19 protein-coding genes and 1 tRNA gene are annotated in these 16,632 nt (G+C 69.3%); 12 read left to right on the forward strand and 8 right to left on the reverse strand.

The window, feature by feature from the left end; genetic code table 11:
* Positions 1–5 precede the first annotated feature (5 nt).
* Both AC2EWF_RS07945 and AC2EWF_RS07950 read left to right on the forward strand, forming a co-directional pair.
* Positions 6–1,013: a LacI family DNA-binding transcriptional regulator gene (locus AC2EWF_RS07945; protein WP_483638817.1), complete on the forward strand. Its 1,008-nt coding sequence runs from the start codon at positions 6–8 to the stop codon at positions 1,011–1,013.
* Between the two features lie 62 nt (positions 1,014–1,075).
* Positions 1,076–1,927 carry a sulfotransferase family protein gene (locus tag AC2EWF_RS07950; RefSeq protein WP_483638818.1) on the forward strand — a complete coding sequence of 284 codons (852 nt, stop codon included), beginning with the start codon at positions 1,076–1,078 and terminating at the stop codon, positions 1,925–1,927.
* A gap of 67 nt (positions 1,928–1,994) precedes the next feature.
* Here AC2EWF_RS07950 and AC2EWF_RS07955 read toward each other — a convergent pair.
* A tRNA-Met gene (locus AC2EWF_RS07955) sits at positions 1,995–2,071 on the reverse strand.
* Between the two features lie 181 nt (positions 2,072–2,252).
* On the opposite strand from AC2EWF_RS07955, the gene AC2EWF_RS07960 reads away from it, so the two are divergent.
* The 6 genes from AC2EWF_RS07960 to AC2EWF_RS07985 all read left to right on the forward strand — a co-directional run bounded on the left by AC2EWF_RS07960 (position 2,253) and on the right by AC2EWF_RS07985 (position 6,174).
* Positions 2,253–2,813 (forward strand): RNA pyrophosphohydrolase, encoded by a 561-nt coding sequence (locus AC2EWF_RS07960; RefSeq protein ID WP_483638819.1) that lies wholly within the window; start codon positions 2,253–2,255, stop codon positions 2,811–2,813.
* A gap of 56 nt (positions 2,814–2,869) precedes the next feature.
* Entirely contained in the window at positions 2,870–3,088 is a 219-nt protein-coding gene (locus AC2EWF_RS07965) for a (2Fe-2S)-binding protein (RefSeq protein WP_483638820.1), read from the forward strand.
* A 95-nt stretch (positions 3,089–3,183) separates the two neighbouring features.
* Positions 3,184–3,654 carry a bacterioferritin gene (gene bfr, locus AC2EWF_RS07970; protein WP_483638821.1) on the forward strand — a complete coding sequence of 157 codons (471 nt, stop codon included), beginning with the start codon at positions 3,184–3,186 and terminating at the stop codon, positions 3,652–3,654.
* 229 nt (positions 3,655–3,883) lie between these two features.
* The gene (erpA, locus tag AC2EWF_RS07975; protein WP_483638822.1) at positions 3,884–4,261 is read left to right on the forward strand and encodes an iron-sulfur cluster insertion protein ErpA; all 378 of its coding nucleotides are present in this window, start codon (positions 3,884–3,886) and stop codon (positions 4,259–4,261) included.
* Between the two features lie 2 nt (positions 4,262–4,263).
* Positions 4,264–5,235, forward strand: a complete 972-nt coding sequence (gene nudC, locus AC2EWF_RS07980; protein ID WP_483638823.1) for an NAD(+) diphosphatase — start codon at positions 4,264–4,266, stop codon at positions 5,233–5,235.
* 69 nt (positions 5,236–5,304) lie between these two features.
* Entirely contained in the window at positions 5,305–6,174 is an 870-nt protein-coding gene (locus AC2EWF_RS07985) for a beta-lactamase induction protein (protein ID WP_483638824.1), read from the forward strand.
* 96 nt (positions 6,175–6,270) lie between these two features.
* Here AC2EWF_RS07985 and AC2EWF_RS07990 read toward each other — a convergent pair whose 3' ends face one another.
* Together AC2EWF_RS07990 and AC2EWF_RS07995 are read right to left on the reverse strand one after the other, a co-directional pair.
* The gene (locus tag AC2EWF_RS07990) at positions 6,271–8,139 is read right to left on the reverse strand and encodes an MFS transporter (protein ID WP_483638825.1); all 1,869 of its coding nucleotides are present in this window, start codon (positions 8,137–8,139) and stop codon (positions 6,271–6,273) included.
* 183 nt (positions 8,140–8,322) lie between these two features.
* Positions 8,323–9,078 (reverse strand): Bax inhibitor-1/YccA family protein, encoded by a 756-nt coding sequence (locus AC2EWF_RS07995; RefSeq protein WP_483638826.1) that lies wholly within the window; start codon positions 9,076–9,078, stop codon positions 8,323–8,325.
* Between the two features lie 112 nt (positions 9,079–9,190).
* Here AC2EWF_RS07995 and AC2EWF_RS08000 point away from each other — a divergent pair, with 112 nt between their 5' ends.
* Positions 9,191–9,403: a hypervirulence associated TUDOR domain-containing protein gene (locus tag AC2EWF_RS08000; RefSeq protein WP_483638827.1), complete on the forward strand. Its 213-nt coding sequence runs from the start codon at positions 9,191–9,193 to the stop codon at positions 9,401–9,403.
* Positions 9,400–9,948 (forward strand): DUF488 domain-containing protein, encoded by a 549-nt coding sequence (locus tag AC2EWF_RS08005; RefSeq protein WP_483638828.1) that lies wholly within the window; start codon positions 9,400–9,402, stop codon positions 9,946–9,948. The genes AC2EWF_RS08000 and AC2EWF_RS08005 overlap by 4 nt, the downstream gene beginning before the upstream one ends.
* 71 nt (positions 9,949–10,019) lie before the next feature.
* Here the strand turns inward: AC2EWF_RS08005 and AC2EWF_RS08010 are convergent, their stop codons facing one another.
* Positions 10,020–11,003: a helix-turn-helix transcriptional regulator gene (locus AC2EWF_RS08010; RefSeq protein ID WP_483638829.1), complete on the reverse strand. Its 984-nt coding sequence runs from the start codon at positions 11,001–11,003 to the stop codon at positions 10,020–10,022.
* Between the two features lie 148 nt (positions 11,004–11,151).
* Here AC2EWF_RS08010 and AC2EWF_RS08015 point away from each other — a divergent pair, with 148 nt between their 5' ends.
* Entirely contained in the window at positions 11,152–12,063 is a 912-nt protein-coding gene (locus AC2EWF_RS08015; protein ID WP_483638830.1) for a hypothetical protein, read from the forward strand.
* An 81-nt stretch (positions 12,064–12,144) separates the two neighbouring features.
* Positions 12,145–12,951, forward strand: coding sequence for a DUF481 domain-containing protein (locus AC2EWF_RS08020; protein WP_483638831.1), 807 nt, complete (start codon positions 12,145–12,147; stop codon positions 12,949–12,951).
* A gap of 159 nt (positions 12,952–13,110) precedes the next feature.
* On the opposite strand, the gene hemC is transcribed toward AC2EWF_RS08020, so the two are convergent.
* The 4 genes from hemC to AC2EWF_RS08040 form a co-directional block, all read right to left on the reverse strand.
* Complete coding sequence (gene hemC / locus AC2EWF_RS08025) at positions 13,111–14,028, reverse strand: hydroxymethylbilane synthase (protein WP_483638832.1); 918 nt, start codon at positions 14,026–14,028, stop codon at positions 13,111–13,113.
* Between the two features lie 132 nt (positions 14,029–14,160).
* Positions 14,161–14,865 (reverse strand): LytR/AlgR family response regulator transcription factor, encoded by a 705-nt coding sequence (locus tag AC2EWF_RS08030; RefSeq protein WP_483638833.1) that lies wholly within the window; start codon positions 14,863–14,865, stop codon positions 14,161–14,163.
* A 2-nt stretch (positions 14,866–14,867) separates the two neighbouring features.
* Positions 14,868–15,932 (reverse strand): sensor histidine kinase, encoded by a 1,065-nt coding sequence (locus AC2EWF_RS08035; protein WP_483638834.1) that lies wholly within the window; start codon positions 15,930–15,932, stop codon positions 14,868–14,870.
* Positions 15,933–15,962: 30 nt separating this feature from the next.
* On the reverse strand, positions 15,963–16,631 hold the full coding sequence (locus AC2EWF_RS08040) for an alpha/beta hydrolase (RefSeq protein WP_483638835.1): 669 nt from the start codon (positions 16,629–16,631) through the stop codon (positions 15,963–15,965).
* Position 16,632 lies beyond the last annotated feature (1 nt).

The following is a 16,632-nucleotide window of genomic DNA, read 5'->3' on the forward strand; positions in this document are numbered from 1 at the left end:
CTTCCATGACGCGCGCGACCATCGACGACGTCGCCCGCGCCTCGGGCACCTCCAAAAAGACCGTGTCACGCGTGCTCAACAACGAGCCGAACGTGCGCGACACCGTACGTGAGCGCGTGCTGGCCGCCATGGCGGAGCTCAACTACCGCCCGCTCACCTCGGCGCGCAGCCTGGCGACCAACCGCTCCTTCATGATCGGCCTGCTGTACGACAACCGTTCGCCCAGTTACATCATGGAAGTGCAGACCGGCGTGCTGGCGGCCTGCGAGGCGCAGCACTACAGCATGATGGTGCAGCCGCTCGAGTCGTCGGCAGCGGATTTCGTCGAGCGCGTCGAGGACATCCTGTCCCGGCACCGACCCGACGGGCTGATCCTCACGCCGCCGATCACTGACCACCCGCAGTTGCTGGCGCGCCTGCGCCAGGGCGGCCTGCCGTTCGCCTCGATCGCGCCGCACCACCCCGGGGACTGCATCGGCGCGATGCTGCACGAACGCGAAGCCGCTGCCGCGATGGTCGACCACCTCGTTTCGCTGGGCCACCGCCGCATCGCCCACATCCTCGGCGATCCGGAGCACGGCGCCGGTGTCTGGCGCCTGGCCGGCTTTCGCGACGGCCTCAAGCGCGCCGGGCTCAGCGAAGACCCCGCATACATGGTCCAGGGCCGGTTCTCGTTCGATTCGGGCGTGACCGCCATGCGCCAGCTGCTGGCGCTGCCGCAGCGGCCGACCGCCGTCTTCGCGGCCGACGACGACATGGCCGTCGGCGCCATCTGGGCCGCCGCGGAAGCGGGCGTGGCGGTGCCCGGCGAGGTTTCCATCTGCGGCTTCGACGACACCACGATCGCGACCCAGGTGTGGCCGCCGCTGACCACCGTCCACCAACCCGTGCGCGAGATGGGCCGGCGCGCCACCGAGCAACTGCTGCTGCGCGTGCTAGACAGGGGCGAGCCGCGGATGGTCGAGCTCGACTATGAAATGCGCATCCGCGCCTCGACCGCGGCGCCGGCCTAGCGCGTCCGCGTATATTCCGCCGGACGCCACGTCCACCGCACCAATCCACAGGAGAGCGCCCCATGCCTGCCGCCCCCGCTGCCGCGACGCCGACCCGGAAGTTCCACTTCATCTCCGGGCTACCACGCTCGGGCAGCACGCTGCTGGCCGCCATCCTCAACCAGAACCCGCGCTTCCGCGCCGGCATGACCAGTCCGCTCGCCGACATCATGGGCGTGGTGATCGCCGAGGCGAGCAGCAAGAACGATTTCTCCTTCGACGTCTCCGACGAGCAGCGCGTGGCCATGCTGCGCGGCCTGGTCGAGAACTTCTACGCGGGGCATGCGGGCGGCGACGCCGGCATCGTGTTCGACACCAGCCGGCTGTGGTGCAGCCGCATGGCCTTGCTCGACACGCTGTTTCCGGAGGCAAAGGTGATCGCCTGCGTGCGCCAGCTGTCCTGGGTGCTGGACAGCATGGAACGGCTGGTGCGCCGGCAGCCGGTCGGCGTCAGCAAGGTGTTCCGCTTCGACACCAACACCACGGTGTACTCGCGCGTCGAGGCGCTCACCGATCCGCGCGGCATGGTGGGCTTCTCTTTCCAGGCCACCAAGGACGCGTTCTACGGCCAGTACGCGCCCGGCCACCTGCTGCTGCTCACCTACGAAAGCCTGGTACGCAACCCCGCGGCGGCCCTCCGCGCGGTCTACCAGTTCATCGGCGAACCCTGGTTTGAACACGACTTCGACCACATCGCCTACCACGCGCACGAGTTCGACGCCCGCGTCGGCATGCCCGGCCTGCACACCGTGCGCCCGAAAGTGGAACCGATCGAACGCACCTCCATCCTGCCGCGCGAGATCTTCGGCCGCTTCGTCAACGAATCGTTCTGGATGGACCCGAAGAACAACGTCAGCCAGGTGCCGATCGTCTGACCCGGACACGAAAAGGCCCGCGTCGAAGGCGGGCCATCTGGTCCAACGTGCTGATTTGCGTCGGAAATGGTGGCTATGGGTGGACTCGAACCACCGACCCCAGCATTATGAGTGCTGTGCTCTAACCGGCTGAGCTACATAGCCTTGGGGAGGCCGCCGCGCGGGATCGCAAGGATCCGGCAAGCGGGGCGCGGCAGTTTAATGGCGAGCACGCTCCGGTTCAAGTTTCCCGGCTTGCCGCGCTTCGGCCTGCATGGTTGAATCGGGCCATCGCCTTGCGCGCGCCGGCTGCTGCCGGTACGCGTCACGGCCCGAGGATGACGAGATGATCGACGTCGATGGCTATCGACCCAATGTGGGCATCGTGCTGCTGAATGCAGACGGCCGCCTGTTCTGGGCGCGCCGCATCAACCGCGACGGCTGGCAGTTCCCGCAGGGCGGCATGCGCAGCGACGAGACGCCGCTGGAGGCGATGTACCGCGAGCTGGAAGAGGAAACCGGGTTGGCGCCCGAGCACGTCGAGGTGGTGGCAGCCACCCGCGGCTGGCTGCGCTACAAGCTGCCGCAGCGCTACATACGCCACCACCAGCACCCCACCTGCATCGGCCAGAAGCAGGTGTGGTTCCTGCTCAAGCTGGTCAGCGACGAGGCCTCGCTGCGGCTGGATGCCTGTGAAAAACCGGAGTTCGACATCTGGCGCTGGGTGGATTTCTGGTACCCGGCCGCGCACGTGGTGAACTTCAAGCGGCAGGTGTACGAGCGTGCGCTGCGCCACTTCGCCCCGCTGGTGGAAGGCCTGTGCCGCGTCGAACTTGGCCACGCGCCGCCGCGGGCGGAGGGCGACGCCACGCCGGACGATCCCCGGCACGGCTGGCGCGCCGCCTGAACAGCGGAATGCCGGCGCCGTCCGCATAGTTGACAACTATTCGCATTTGCGTTCTTATGCGCGGCATGTACATCTGCCTGTGCAATGCCGTCACCGACCACGACATCCGGCGCGAAGTCGCGGACGGCGTGTGCACGTTCGCAGAACTGCAGGCACGCACCGGCTGCTCGGATTGCTGCGGCTGCTGCGAATCCGAGGCACGCGCCTGCCTGGCACAGGCGATCGGGCAGCACAAATCCGCGGTGGCACTGCCCGCCTTCATCGCAGCCGCCTGACAGCCTGCCCGCGCGCAAACCGTTGCCATTCGCGTTACGTCCGCCCGACGGCGGAGTTCGTATAGTCGTCGCATCCCCAGTGAACGGAGACGGCCATGAAGGGCGACGCCAAGGTCATCGAATTCCTCAACAAGGTGCTCTACAACGAGCTGACCGCGATCAACCAGTACTTCCTGCATTGCCGCATGTTCAAGGACTGGGGCTACGCGGAGCTGGCCGAGCACGAGTACAAGGAATCGATCGAGGAGATGAAGCATGCCGATCGCCTGATCGAGCGCATCCTGTTCCTCGACGGCCTGCCGAACCTGCAGCATCTCGGCAAGCTGCGCATCGGCGAGAACGTGCTGGAGTGCATCCAGGGCGACCTCGACCTGGAGCTCGCCGCCGCCAAGGACCTGCGCGCGGCGATCGCGCACAGCGAGGGGATCGCCGACTACGTCAGCCGCGATCTGTTCAAGGGCATCCTGCACGACGAGGAAGAACACATCGACTGGCTGGAGACCCAGCAGAGCCTGGTCAAGGACATCGGCGCGGAGCGCTACCTGCAGAGCAAGATGCAGGGCTGAGAAACTGCGGATTTCCAGCCCCCCGGCCCGGCCGCGGCCTGTCGATTGGGATCGCCCACACCGGTGGCTGATTCGCGCAGGCACGTGCGGTACCGGGTCGGACGCGCCGCCTGGGAGTCCGGTGGGTGACATGGAATACCCCGCAGGTGCCGACCGCGACAACGGTCATGCCACGGCAAGGCGGGCGAAGTATGCTTGCAGCACCCGCCAGCGCCCCCATCTGAGTGCCATGGATACCGTCGTCCCGCTTCCCTCCGTTCCCGACTATCGCAGCAGCGGTGCGCCGCTGCTGTTCACCGACGCCGCCGCGCGCAAGGTGCACGAGCTGATCGCGGAGGAAGGCAATCCCGCGCTGAAGCTGCGCGTGTACATCTCCGGTGGCGGCTGCTCCGGCTTCCAGTACGGCTTCACTTTCGACGAGGCCCAGGCCGAGGACGACTTCGCGCTGGAACGCGGGGGCGTGACCCTGCTGTGCGACCCGCTGTCGCTGCAGTACCTCACCGGCGCCGAGATCGACTACAGCGAGAACCTCGGCGGAGCGCAGTTCGTGATACGCAACCCGAACGCGAAGACCACCTGCGGCTGCGGCTCCTCGTTCTCCGCCTGAACATGGGTGCGGCTACGCAGGGCAACACCTTCGCCGGACTCAGCCTGATCCTCGACCGCATGGCCGAACGCCGCGACGACGCGGCGTGGATCGCGGCGCAGGCCGTCGCGCCTGACGTGCGCTTCCTGCTGCTCGATGCGGCGGGCCGCGCCTTCCTGGACGCCGACCGCGACGCGCTGCGCTGGCTGGACGCCGGCGAGCGCCAGCGACTGTGCGGCGACGCGCCGGCGTCGCTGCTCGGCATTGCCGGCGGCCGCCCGCATTTTCTGCTGGCGCTGGCGGACGACGCGCACGCCGGCGCACTGGAAGCGACCTTGGCCGCGCGTCGCGCCAGCCTCCGCGAGGCCGGCCTGCTGCTGCCCGCCGACGAGGCCGGCCTGTTCGCCTACGCCAAGGGCCTGGCGCACTGGCAGCGCGAGACGCGGCATTGCACGCATTGCGGCGCTCCGCTCGCCATCGTCTCGGCCGGCCACCGCATGCAGTGCACCAACGCCGCCTGCGGCCGCCTGCATTTCCCGCGCACCGACGCCGCGATCATCGTGATCGTGGAGCACGAGGGCGCCTGCCTGCTCGGCCGCCAAGCCGGCTGGCCGCCAGGGCGCTACTCCACGCTGGCCGGCTTCATCGAACCCGGCGAGGCGCTGGAAGACGCGGTGCGCCGCGAGGTGATGGAGGAATCCGGGGTGCTGGTGGGCGAGGTGCGCTACCACTCATCGCAGCCCTGGCCAATGCCGGCCTCGCTGATGGTGGGCTTCACTGCCGTGGCGCGCGACCCCGCGATCCGCCTGCGCGACCGCGAGCTGGAAGACGCGCGCTGGTTCACCCCGCAGCAGATCGCCGACGGCATCGCCGACGGCAGCTTCCTGCCATCCACGCCGCTGTCGGTGTCCTACCGGCTGCTCGAACACTGGCTGCGCGAGCGCGCCGGCATGGAGCTCGACGCATTGCTTGCGGAACACGCCGTACACGCCTGAAGCGGGCAGCGTGCGTCATGTGACGCGCAGACGGCTCGCTTACAATGCGGCGGTTTCCCGGAGAAGCGCATGGCCATACGACTGCTCGTCGCCCTGATCGCCCTCGGCCTGCTGCACTGGCAGCCGCGCCTCGCGCACTGGCGCAACGACGCCGGCTTCCGCCGCTGGGTGGCGCAACTGGGCGACACCAGTGGCATCGGCCGCGTGGTGCTGGCCGTGCTGCTGCCGCTGTTGTTGTGCGCGTTGGCGCTGTGGCTGCTGGGCCTGCCGCCGCTGGCCGACCTGCTGCGGCTGCTGTTCGCGCTGGCGGTGCTGCTGTTCTGCTTTGGCCCGCACGCTTTCGAGGCCGATCTGGAAGCCATCCTGGCCGCGCCGGACGGCGCCAGCCGCGAGGCCGCCGCGCAGGCGCTGGGCGAGGACGGCGCGCTGCTGCCGTGGCGTGCGGACGCGCTGGGCGAAGCCACCGTCTACGCGGCGTTGCGCCGGCGCTTCGGCGTGCTGTTCTGGTTCTTCCTGCTCGGCCCGCTGGGCGCGCTGCTGTACCGGCTGGCGCGCGCGCTGGCCCACGACGACACGCTGCGGCTGGACGCCGAGGCGCGTGGCACCGCGCGCCATCTCGCCAACGCACTGGACTGGCTGCCCGCGCAACTGCTGGTGTTCACCCTGGCCCTGGTCGGCCACTGGGACGCGGTGATCGGCGCCTGGCGGCGCTGGCACCAGCAGGCCTTGCCGAACAGCTGGCTCAACGAAGGCCCGGGTTTCCTCGGCGCCGCCGCGCGCGCTGACATCCAGGTCGACATCGAGGGCGGGGAGGGCTACGCGGAGGAGCGCAGCGATCCGCTGCGGGAACTGCGCCGCCTGCGCGGCGCCCTGCTGCGTGCCCTGCTGGCCTGGCTCAGCGCAGTGGCGCTGATCGTGATCGGCGGGTGGCTGCGCTAGGCAACCTGCAGGAGCGCCTCTTGCGCGCGAATGCCCTCGCGCCTTGAACGGAACGCGAAAGCATACGCGCACAAGGTGTGCTCCCGCGGCGACACGTCACGCCATCTCGCCGCGCAGTTCGCGCACGCGCGCTTCCAGCGTCGCCGCGCTGGCGCGCTCCGGTGGCACCGGCGCATCCACCACCAGCTCCACCCGGGCGCGGAAGCGGCGCGGCAGGCGCGCGCGGCGCAACGCGGAATCGCGCCGGCTCCACATGCTGCCCCACAGTCCGCGCAGCGCCACCGGCAGCACCGGCACCGGGCGGCGCGCGAGGAGCGTCTCCAACCCGGGACGGAACGGCGCGACGGCACCGTCGCGGGTCAGCGCACCCTCGGGAAAGATGCACACCAGCTCGCCGTCGGCGAGCGCCGCGTCGATGGCGTCATACGCCTGCTGCAGCACGGCGGGATCTTCCTTCTGCCCGGCGATGGGGATGGCCTTGGCCGTGCGGAACAGGAAACGCAGCCCCGGTATGTCGAAGATCCTGTAGTACATCACGAAGCGCACGGGCCGGCGCAGGTTCGCCATCAGCAGCAAGGCATCGACGTAACTTACGTGGTTGCACACCAGCAGCGCCGGACCTTCCTCCGGCACCTGCTGCAGGCCGTCCGCGCGCACGCGATACAGCGTATTGGTGAGCAGCCACGTGACGAAGCGCAGGATGAACTCCGGTACGAGGGTGAAGATGTAAGCCGCCACCAGCACGTTGAGCAGCGCGGTGGCAAGGAAGATCTGCACCGCGTCCATCCCCAGTGCGCCCAGGCCCAGTCCGAAGCCGGCTGCCGCCACGATCAGCACCGCGTTCATGATGTTGTTGCCGGCGATGACGCGCGAGAGCTTCTCGCGCGGCGCGCGCGCCTGCACGAAGGCGAACAGGGGCACAACGTAGAGGCCGGCGAAGGCGCCGATCAGGGTGAGGTCGAGCACCACGCGCCAGCTGCCCGGCGCGCGCAGGAGGCCCAGCCAGTTCAACCCGCGCACGGGGGCGAGGCCATGCCGCGCGAAGTACAGGTCCATGCCGAACGCGGTGAGCCCGAACGCGCCCAGCGGCACCAGGCCAATCTCCACGCGCCGGCCCGAGAGCTTCTCGCAGGCGAGCGCGCCGATGCCGCTGCCGATCGAGAACAGCGTGAGCACCAGGGTGTAGACGGTGTTGTCGCCGCCCAGGGTCTCGCGCGTGTAGATCGGCAGCTGCGCCACAAGCACAGTGCCGAAGAACCAGAACCAGGAGATGCCCAGCACCGCGTTCCACACCGCGCGGTCGGCGTGGGTGATGCGCAGTACCCGCGCGGTTTCGCCGAATGGATTCCAGTTGATCTTCAGTTCCGGCGCGGTGGCCGGAGCCGGCGGAATCGCGCGGCAGAGCAGGTAGCCGACCAGCGCCACGCCGATGGTGATGGCCGCCGCCAGCCACGGTCCGGCCTCGCCCATCGCGGTGGTGCCCGCGATCATGCCGAGCAGGATCGCCAGCTGCGTGCCCATTTCCACCAGGCCGTTGCCGCCCACCAGTTCGGCCGGCTGCAGCGCCTGCGGCAGGATCGCGTACTTGATCGGCCCGAACACGGTGGAGTGCAGGCCCATCATGAACAGCACCACCAGCAGCAGCGCGACATGATGGGTGATGAAGCCCGCCGCCGCGACCACCATCGCCGCGATCTCGAACAGCTTCACCCAGCGGATGATGCGCGTCTTCTCGAACCGCTCCGCCAGCTGGCCTGCGCTGGCCGAAAACAGGAAGAACGGCAGGATGAACAGCGCCGGCGCGAAGTTCGTGTAGATCGAGGCCGTGTGATCATCCAGCCCCAGCTGGAAAGCCACCAGCACCAGGAGTGCATTGCGGAACGCGTTGTCGTTGAACGCCGCCAGTGCCTGGGTCCAGAAAAACGGCGCGAAACGGCGCTGGCCGAACAGGGCGAACTGGCTCATGCAAATCCACGGCGGCGGAGTCGGCGGAGAGCTTAGCCGATGCCAGCGCGCCGCCCGAACTCGCCTGGGCCTGCCGTGGATGGGTGGCACGCGTCAGGCCCAGGGCGCCTGCCGCGCCATAGCCGAATCCGGGTACGCACCGGATCCGGCGAGCGGGAAAAGAGAGCTTTTCCCCGCCTTCGGCTAGTTCCGCGACTGCAGCTTCGACAGCAGGCGGAGCATTTCCAGGTACAGCCACACCAGGGTCACCACCAGCGCGAACGCGCCGTACCACTCCATGTACCTCGGCGCCCCCGCAGCCACGCCCTGCTCGATCATGTCGAAGTCGAGGATCAAGTTCAGCGCAGCGATCACCACCACGGCAAGGCTGAACAGGATCCCGAAGGTGCTGCTGCCGGTGATGAAGCCGAAGCTGTGGCCGAAGAATCCCATCACGAAGCTGGCCAGGTAGACCAGCAGGATGCCGCCGGTGGCGGCGACTACGCCGAGCTTGAACTTGTCGGTGGCGCGGATCAGCCCGCTGCGGTAGGCCAGCAGCATCGCCGCCATCGTGCCGAAGGTCAGCCCCACCGCCTGCATCACGATGCCGGGGTAGCGCATCTCGAAGATCGCCGACAGCGCGCCCACGAACACGCCTTCGGCCAGCGCGTACAGCGGCGCGGTGACCGGCGCCCAGGTCTTCTTGAACGCGGTGACCATGGCCAGTAGGAAGCCGACCAGTGCACCGCCGAGCACCAGCGGGCCCAGCGCGGGCAGGCTCTCGGCGCCGTGGAAACGGCTCCAGCTGAACATCGCGCCGACCACCACCAGCACCAGCAGCAGCCCGGTCTTGTTGACCGTGCCGTTGAGCGTCATGGCATTGCCATCGCGCTGGAATACCGCCCCGCTGGCGGCGTCGAGGAAGGTGTTCTTGTTGAGGGCGGGGTTGCCGCTTTGCATGTCGTACTCCTGTCGGTTGCGTCCATCCTAGCCCGCCGCCGTGCCGTTTGCAGTCGCTGCACGCGGACGGTGCGAACATGATGGGCGTCATCAGCCACCTGAGACCACCACCATGAGCCAGCAGTTCCACGTCGGCGACCACGTGCGCTGGAATTCCGAGGCCGGGCACGTCACCGGCCGCATCGTGAAGGTGCACACGGCGGACACGCTGTACAAGGGCCACCCGCGCCATTGCAGCCGGGACGATCCGCAATACGAGATCAAGAGCGACAAGACCGACCACGTCGCCATGCACAAGGGCAGGGCGCTGCACAAGATTGCGTGAACGCTGCCGCTCCCGCCAGGGCGTGGACGATCGGCCACTCCACCCGCACGCTGGAGGAGTTCCTCGCCCTGCTCGCGGCGTACCGCATCGAGGCGATCGCCGACGTGCGCCGCTTCCCCGCTTCGCGGCACTCGCCACAGTTCGCGCACGATGGGCTGGCGCAGAGCCTGCAGGCGCACAGCCTGGACTACCGCTGGTTCCCCGGGCTGGGTGGACGGCGGCGCGCGCGACCGGACTCGCCGAACACCGCCTGGCGGAACCCCGCGTTCCGCGGCTACGCCGACCACCTCGCCAGTGCCGAATTCGCGGAAGGCCTGAGCGCCCTGCTCGCGTTCGCCGCGCGCCAGCGCACGGCCATCATGTGCGCCGAAGCGGTGTGGTGGCGCTGCCACCGCTCGATCATCGCCGACGTGCTGAAACAGCGCGGCATCGAGGTGATCCACATCCTCGACCTGCGGCACGGCGTGGTGCATCCGTGGACCTCGGCCGCGCACATCCAGAACGGCGCGCTGAGCTACGCGGCGCCGCAATCGACGCTGCCGTAGGAGCGCACCCTGTGCGCGAATGCGTTCGGCGCGGATCGGGGGCGGGAGCTTTCGCGCACAGCGCGCGCCTCTTAACGCGCCGGATTCTGGTACGCGCCCTGCGCCAGCTGCAGCAGAATCTTCATCTCCTCGCGCAGGGACAGCGGCGCGATCACCTCGGCGTCAGGGCCGTACTTGAGCACGTCCATCAACAATTCCTTGGAGTTGGAGTACGGCAGCTGCAACTCGTAGCGACCGTCGGCCAGCCACTCGCCCTTCTGCTGCGAATGCCAGTGCTCGTCGGCCACCCAGCGCGCCGCGTGCGAGGAGAAGCGGACGGTAGCCCAGGCCTTGGGCGATCCGGCGAAAATGCCGTAGCTGGAGGCCAGCGCCTGGTCGAGTTCCGCATCGGGCACGTCGCGCGCAGGGGCGTCCAGCGCCTGCGCCTCGGCGATGCGGTCTACCGCGAAGCTGCGCAGCGCCTCGCGGTCGTGATCCCACACGTCGAGATACCAGTTGTCGCGGTAGTGGGTGAGGCGCTGCGGCGACACGGTGCGGCGGCTGTCGGCGCCGGTGGTGCGAGCGCGATAACGGAACCGCAGCTGCTTCCGCTCCAGCACCGCGCCGGCCACGATGCGGAATGCCTGCTGGTCGAGCTTGCGCGCGCCCCACGGAATCACCCGGATGCGCTCCACCGGCAACGCCTTGCCGCTGCCGCGGTCGGACAGCAGGTGCTCGATGCGCGACTTGAACGGCGCCAGTGCGCCGGCCAGCACGCCCGGGCCACTGCGGCCGATCAGCTCGTTCAGGGCCAGCAGCGCCGCCAGCTCATCCGAGGTGAGCCACAACCCCGGCAGCTCGAACCGCTCGCCCTCGCCCAGCTCGTAGCGGAATGCGGCGTGCTCGCCGCCGGCGCTCTCGATCGGCGCGCCCAGCGCATCGCGCAGGAAGGCCACGTCGCGGTACAGCGTGGCGCGCGAGCACTCCAGCTCGTCCATCAACTTGGGCAGCGGCACCGGGTAGTGCGCCGACTTCAGCAGGCGATGCAGGGTGAGGATGCGTTCGTAGCGGTCCATGGCGGGCTCGGCAGTCGCGGCAGGGTGCGTGGGCTTCCTAGCATGGGTACGCCCGCCGGCGCCCGCAAGCCTGCCGAGCGGCGGCCTGACCCGCGCAAGGGGTACCTGGCTTAAGCTTGCCGCTCGCCTTCCCCGACGGTACCCAGCCATGCAGTCCACCCGCGAGCGGCCCGATGCGATCGCGGCCAACATGGCGACGCCAGCGGCGCCTTCCCAGCGCTCGAACCGTCCCGCCGCACTGGTGCAGGTGCTGGCGACCACCGGTTACGGCATCTGGTTCTGGTTGGGGCTGTCGCTCCTGCTGGGACTGAGCCCGCCTGGCCGCAGCGGTACCCTGATCCCGCTGGGGCTGGGTGCCGTGCTGGTGGGCAGCGGCCTGCTGCTGGCCTGCCTGGGGGTACCCGGGCTGGCCCGCTGGCATGGCTGGCTGCCGCGCCCAGGCTACCGTCCCACGCGCTCCGCGTTGGCAGCCCTGGCGACCTGGTTGCCAGTGCTGGCGGTGGCAGGCCTGGTGCATGGCGACAATCGCTTCTGGGTGACCCGGCTGGCCGGCACCGTGCTGATGTTGTGCAGCCTGGTCAGCCTGCAGCTGGCCACCCACGACGACCGCGCACGCCTGCCGCCCTCCCTGCAACGCGCGACCGCGCTGCTGCCCGCCTGCCGCATCACCATCGCGGCCTATATCGGTGGCCTCTGGCTGTGGCTGAGCGCGCTGGCGCAGGACGAGTTCATCGGCGGGCGGGGCGCCTACCTGTGGTTGCTGCTTCTGCTGGGGCTGGCGCTCGGCCAAGGCCTGCTGGAAAGCGGGTTGTGGCAATCGCTGCGCGAGCCCGAAACAGCCGCCGGCGAGGGCGCGGCGAACCGCGGTCGCTTCACTGCACGCCTGGTCGCGTCGCTGTTGAGCTACGCGCTGCCCTGCACGGCCCTGCTGCTGGGCGGCAGCTCCGGCGACTTGCTGGCGGCCGCGCTCGCCGCGCCCGGTTGCCTGCTGGGCCAGCTGCTGGAGCGCTGGCTGTACGAGGGCGCGCTGGCCGACGCCGGCGGCGCGAAAGCGGCCTGATCGGCCCGTGTTCATTGAAAATTCAAGCCGTTGCGTTAAGGTGTGCCGCTTACAATTGTTTAACGAAACGGATATCCACCTATGAACAAGACCTTGATGGCCGCCCTGCTGCTGGCGGCGTGCGCGAGCTTCGGTGTGCAGGCGCAAGACGCCAACGGCGCCGCCAACAACGGCGGCTGGAGCGGTTCGGGCGAATTCGGTTTCGCCTCCGCCACGGGCAACACCCGCTCGCAGAACGTCAACGCCAAGCTCGGCCTGAACCAGGAAAACGAGCAGTGGAAGAACAGCTTCTTCCTGGACGTGCTGCGCACCAAGGTGCAGCAGAAGGTGGTCGACCAGAACGGCAACACCATCAACGAATTCAACACCACCGCCAATCGCTACGACGGCGGCGCCTCGGTGGGCTACAAGCTCGATCCGCGCAGCTACATCGTGGGCGCGGGCCGCTACGACCACGACGAGTTCGGCGCCAACCTCTGGCAGGGCGTGGTTTCGCTGGGCTACGGCTACATCGCGCTGAAGGATGCCCGCAACGAGCTGTCGTTCGAAATCGGTCCCGGTTACAAGGAATACCGCCCGGCCGAGCTGACCGTGGTCACCAACGGTGTCAGCACCAAGGAAATCCAGCCGGTGCAGCACGAAGTGGTGGCCCGCGGCCTGGTCAACTACAAGTTCCGCCTCACCGACAACACCTCGTTCGAGGACACGTTCCTGACGGAAGCGGGCTCGAAGAACACCTACCTGCAGAACGATGCCGGCCTTGCCGTCAGCATGACCAAGAAGCTGGCGCTGAAGGTGGGCTTCCAGGTGCGCCGCAACAGCGACGTGCAGCCGGGCATCAAGAAGACCGATACGCTGACCACCACCAATCTGGTCTACAACTTCTGAGGGTTTATCCTTGCGATCATCCATGATCGCGAGAATCAAACGGGCGGCCATCCATGGCTGCACTTTTCAACTCTCGCGGCCGACTCCGACCACGAGATCCAAACGGCCCCTGCGTGCAGGGGCCGTTTCCGTTTCGATGCCGAATTTCTGTCTGGAAGGTTAGCCGCCCGTGCCGAGGAATTCGGCCGCCCCCTGCGCGAACAGCGCCTGCGCCACCGCCTGCCCCAATGCCGCGGCATCCGCGCCGTCCGCCTGCGCGTGCAGCAGGCGGCCGCTGGCAGCGTCGCCGACCAGGCCGCGCAGGTGCAGGCCATGCTCGGTGAGGGTGCACCATGCGCCCACCGGCACCGTGCAGCTGCCGCCAAGCGCCTGGTTCATCGCGCGCTCGGCCCCCACTTCCTGCCGCGTGTCGGCGTCGTCCAGCACCGCGAGCAAGGCCAGCGTGGCCGGCTGGTCGGCGCGCGCCTCGATCGCGATCGCCGCCTGCCCCGGCGCCGGCAACCAGTCTGGCGCGGCAAGCCGGCTGCGGATACGCGCGGCCAGGCCCAGCCGCTCCAGCCCCGCGCAGGCCAGCACGATCGCGTCGTAATGGCCTGCGTCCAGCTTCGCCAGCCGGGTGCCCACGTTGCCGCGCAGGTCCAGCAGTTCGAGGTCGGGCCGCAGCGCGCGCAGCTGCGCCTGCCGGCGCAGCGAGGACGTGCCCACCTTCGCGCCCAGCGGCAGGGCGGCAAGGCCGGCGTGGTCGTTGCTGACGAATGCATCCGCCGCATCCGCGCGCGGCAGGATCGCCGGCAGTGCAAAGCCCGGCTCCAGTTCCGCCGGCACGTCCTTCAGCGAGTGCACGGCGAGATCGGCGCGACCTTCCAGCATCGCCACCTCCAACTCCTTGAGAAACAGTCCCTTGCCGCCGATCGTCGCCAGCGGCTGGTCGAGGATCTCGTCGCCGCGGGTGGACAGCGGCACCAGCTCCACCGCCAGCCCCGGATGCGCCGCGCGCAACAGCGCCGCCACGTGTTCGGCCTGCCACAGCGCGAGCGCGCTCTTGCGGGTGGCGATGCGCAAGGTGTTCGGGGTCATGCAGGCTCCACGGTCTGGCTCGGACGCCATTGTCGCCGATGCCACGGCCGCCGCGCAGGCAGCGACGAAGCGCCGCGGCCTCAGGGCCTGTTCAATGCCTCCACGTAGCTCGCGGAGACATTGAACAAGCTCTCATCCCATGCGCAGCAGCTTGCGCAACGCCGGCAGGTTGCGCCGGCTCACCTCGGGGCTGAAGTCGGTGCCGGCGAGGCGGGCCAGCACGCGGCCGTCGGAGAGGCTCTTCAGGCCGAGCAGGCGGGCGGGCGGAACAAGGCAGTTGCGGTGCAGGCGGATCAGCTGCCCGGGATACGCGTCTTCCAGCTGGCGCAGCGACTCGTCGATCAGCAGTTCGCCGCCGGCGTGCCGCACACACACGTATTTCTCTTCGGCGAGCAGGCAGATCACCTCGTCCAGCGCCACGCGCACCTGTTCGTCGCGCACGCGCGCATGCAGCCAGGCGGTGGCGGCGCGCGGCACCTCGGCCAGCCGCTTGCGTGCGCGTTGCAGCGCTTCGCGCAGGCGCTCGAGCCGCACCGGCTTCAAAAGGTAATCCACCGCCGCAAGCTCGAAGGCGTGCAGCGCGTGGTTCTCGTAGGCGGTGCAGAACACCACCAGCGGCCGCGCGCGCCCGGCCAGCCGCGCGGCCAGCGCCATGCCGTCGAGGCCGGGCATGTTGATGTCGAGCAGGAGCAGGTCGGGTTGCAGGTCGGCCAGCGCGGCCAGCGCGGCCTCGCCGTCGCCCACGCTGCCGACGAGTTCGGCGCCTTCGCATTCGTCCAGCAACGTGGCCAGGCGCATGCGCGCCAGCGGTTCGTCGTCGACGATCAGCACGCGCATCGTCAGGGCCCCCGGCTCTTCTTCAATGGTTCGTTTTCCAGCGGCAGGCGCAGGCTCACCACGTAGCGCTCGCCCTGTGGCCCGGCCTGCACCGCCGCGCGCGGGCCGTAGCGGAACGCCACCCGGCGGCGGACGCTGTCCAGGCCATGGCCGTTGCCGCCGCGGGGAGGCCCGGGCGGCAGCGGATTGGCGATCTCGATCACGATGGCACCGCCCTGCCGGCCGCCGCGCAGTGTCACCGCACCGCCTTCGCGCAACGGCTGGATGCCATGGCGCACCGCGTTTTCCACCAGCGGCTGCAACAGCAGCCGCGGCAACGGGAAGTCGCGCGGCAAGTCGTCCAGGCTGCGCTCGACGCGCAGGCGTTCGCCGAGGCGCAGCTGCTCGATCGCGAGGTAGCGGTCGAGCAGGGCCAGTTCCTCGCCCAGCGTGCCGTCGCCTTGCTCGTTCTGGCCCAGCGCGGCGCGGAACAGCTCGGCCAGATCCTCCACCGTGCGCTCGGCGGCCTCCGGGTCGACCGGGATCAGCGCCGCCACGGTATTCATGCTGTTGAACAGGAAGTGCGGGCGGATGCGCGCCTGCAGTGCCTCCACCTGTGCGCGGCTGACCGCCGCCAGGCGCAGCCGCCATTGGGCGGCGACGTAGAAGTAGCGCAGGATCGCCGCGCCGAGCAACGCGGCGATTAGCACGTTGTCGCGCACGAAAGCCGCCGCGCCGTCACGCAGCAGGCCCATCTGCAGCGCCTCGTCCAGCCCGTGTGCCATCCAGCTCGCCGCGCCCACGATCGGCATGATCAGCAGCCAGGCGGCGAGGTAGGGCAGGTGTCCGGGCAAGCGTTGCAGCCCCCCCCGCGACAGGCACAGCGCCACGCCGATCACCAGCACCAGCCAGGTCACGAACAGGATGCCCACGCTGTAACCGGCGAAGTCGCGATGATCACCCGCGGCCAGCCACACCACGGTGGCGGCGAGCGCACCGGTCACCAGCAGGGTGAACAGCACAGGCAGGCTGCAGAAATCCGGCAACGGACTCGGTTCGTCGCGGTGGCGGAAGAGGGGTTCGCGCATGCGCAGAGTATGCCGCAGCGTGGCCGCGAATCAGCCGAGGCGCCGGCCCAGCCAGGCGCGCAGGTCGGCGATCTCATCGGCGCAGACCGCGTGTGCCATCGGGTAGCTGTGCCAGTCCACGCGGTAGCCCAGGCCTTGCAGCAGGTCGCGGCTGGCGCTGCCGCGCAGCGGGATCACCACCGGGTCGAAGCTGCCGTGGGCCTGGAAGATCGGCACGTCCGCGTTCGCCGCGCTGCGCTCGGCGGCCAGCGTGTCGGCGATGGGAAGGTAGGTGGACAGCGCGACGATGCCGGCCAGCCGCTGGTCGTGGCGCAGGCCCGCGGCCAGCGCGATCGCGCCGCCCTGCGAGAAGCCGGCGAGGAAGATGCGGCCGTCGGGCACGCCGCGTCCCCGTTCGCGGTCGATCAGCGCCTCGGTGGCTGCGATGGAGTCGCGTATGCCGGCCTCGTCCTGCCGGGCCACCAGGTCGAAGCCGTGGATGTCGTACCACGCACGCATCGGCATACCGCCGTTCACCGTCACCGGACGCACCGGCGCATGCGGGAACACGAAGCGCAGCGCCGGCCAGTCCGCCGCCACCAGCTCCGGCACGATCGGCGCGAAGTCGTGGCCGTCGGCGCCCAGCCCATGCAGCCAGATGACGCTGTAGCGGGGGCTGGCGGCGGTTTCGTGTTCGACGGCGGGGAGCAGGGCACGCATG

It is taken from the genome of Rhodanobacter sp. sgz306013, from assembly GCF_057031145.1.

Excerpts from the sequence above, each read along its gene's own strand:
- AC2EWF_RS08015 (WP_483638830.1), top strand. The coding sequence starts at position 11,152 with ATGCAGTCCACCCGCGAGCGGCCCGATGCGATCGCGGCCAACATGGCG.
- AC2EWF_RS07985 (WP_483638824.1), top strand. The coding sequence starts at position 5,305 with ATGGCCATACGACTGCTCGTCGCCCTGATCGCCCTCGGCCTGCTGCAC.
- AC2EWF_RS08030 (WP_483638833.1), bottom strand. The coding sequence starts at position 14,865 with ATGCGCGTGCTGATCGTCGACGACGAACCGCTGGCGCGCATGCGCCTG.
- AC2EWF_RS07965 (WP_483638820.1), top strand. The coding sequence starts at position 2,870 with ATGCGCGGCATGTACATCTGCCTGTGCAATGCCGTCACCGACCACGAC.
- AC2EWF_RS08000 (WP_483638827.1), top strand. The coding sequence starts at position 9,191 with ATGAGCCAGCAGTTCCACGTCGGCGACCACGTGCGCTGGAATTCCGAG.
- AC2EWF_RS08035 (WP_483638834.1), bottom strand. The coding sequence starts at position 15,932 with ATGCGCGAACCCCTCTTCCGCCACCGCGACGAACCGAGTCCGTTGCCG.
- AC2EWF_RS07950 (WP_483638818.1), top strand. The coding sequence starts at position 1,076 with ATGCCTGCCGCCCCCGCTGCCGCGACGCCGACCCGGAAGTTCCACTTC.
- AC2EWF_RS08020 (WP_483638831.1), top strand. The coding sequence starts at position 12,145 with ATGAACAAGACCTTGATGGCCGCCCTGCTGCTGGCGGCGTGCGCGAGC.
- erpA (WP_483638822.1), top strand. The coding sequence starts at position 3,884 with ATGGATACCGTCGTCCCGCTTCCCTCCGTTCCCGACTATCGCAGCAGC.
- hemC (WP_483638832.1), bottom strand. The coding sequence starts at position 14,028 with ATGACCCCGAACACCTTGCGCATCGCCACCCGCAAGAGCGCGCTCGCG.
- AC2EWF_RS07990 (WP_483638825.1), bottom strand. The coding sequence starts at position 8,139 with ATGAGCCAGTTCGCCCTGTTCGGCCAGCGCCGTTTCGCGCCGTTTTTC.
- AC2EWF_RS07960 (WP_483638819.1), top strand. The coding sequence starts at position 2,253 with ATGATCGACGTCGATGGCTATCGACCCAATGTGGGCATCGTGCTGCTG.
- nudC (WP_483638823.1), top strand. The coding sequence starts at position 4,264 with ATGGGTGCGGCTACGCAGGGCAACACCTTCGCCGGACTCAGCCTGATC.
- AC2EWF_RS08010 (WP_483638829.1), bottom strand. The coding sequence starts at position 11,003 with ATGGACCGCTACGAACGCATCCTCACCCTGCATCGCCTGCTGAAGTCG.
- AC2EWF_RS07995 (WP_483638826.1), bottom strand. The coding sequence starts at position 9,078 with ATGCAAAGCGGCAACCCCGCCCTCAACAAGAACACCTTCCTCGACGCC.
- bfr (WP_483638821.1), top strand. The coding sequence starts at position 3,184 with ATGAAGGGCGACGCCAAGGTCATCGAATTCCTCAACAAGGTGCTCTAC.
- AC2EWF_RS08040 (WP_483638835.1), bottom strand. The coding sequence starts at position 16,631 with ATGCGTGCCCTGCTCCCCGCCGTCGAACACGAAACCGCCGCCAGCCCC.
- AC2EWF_RS07945 (WP_483638817.1), top strand. The coding sequence starts at position 6 with ATGACGCGCGCGACCATCGACGACGTCGCCCGCGCCTCGGGCACCTCC.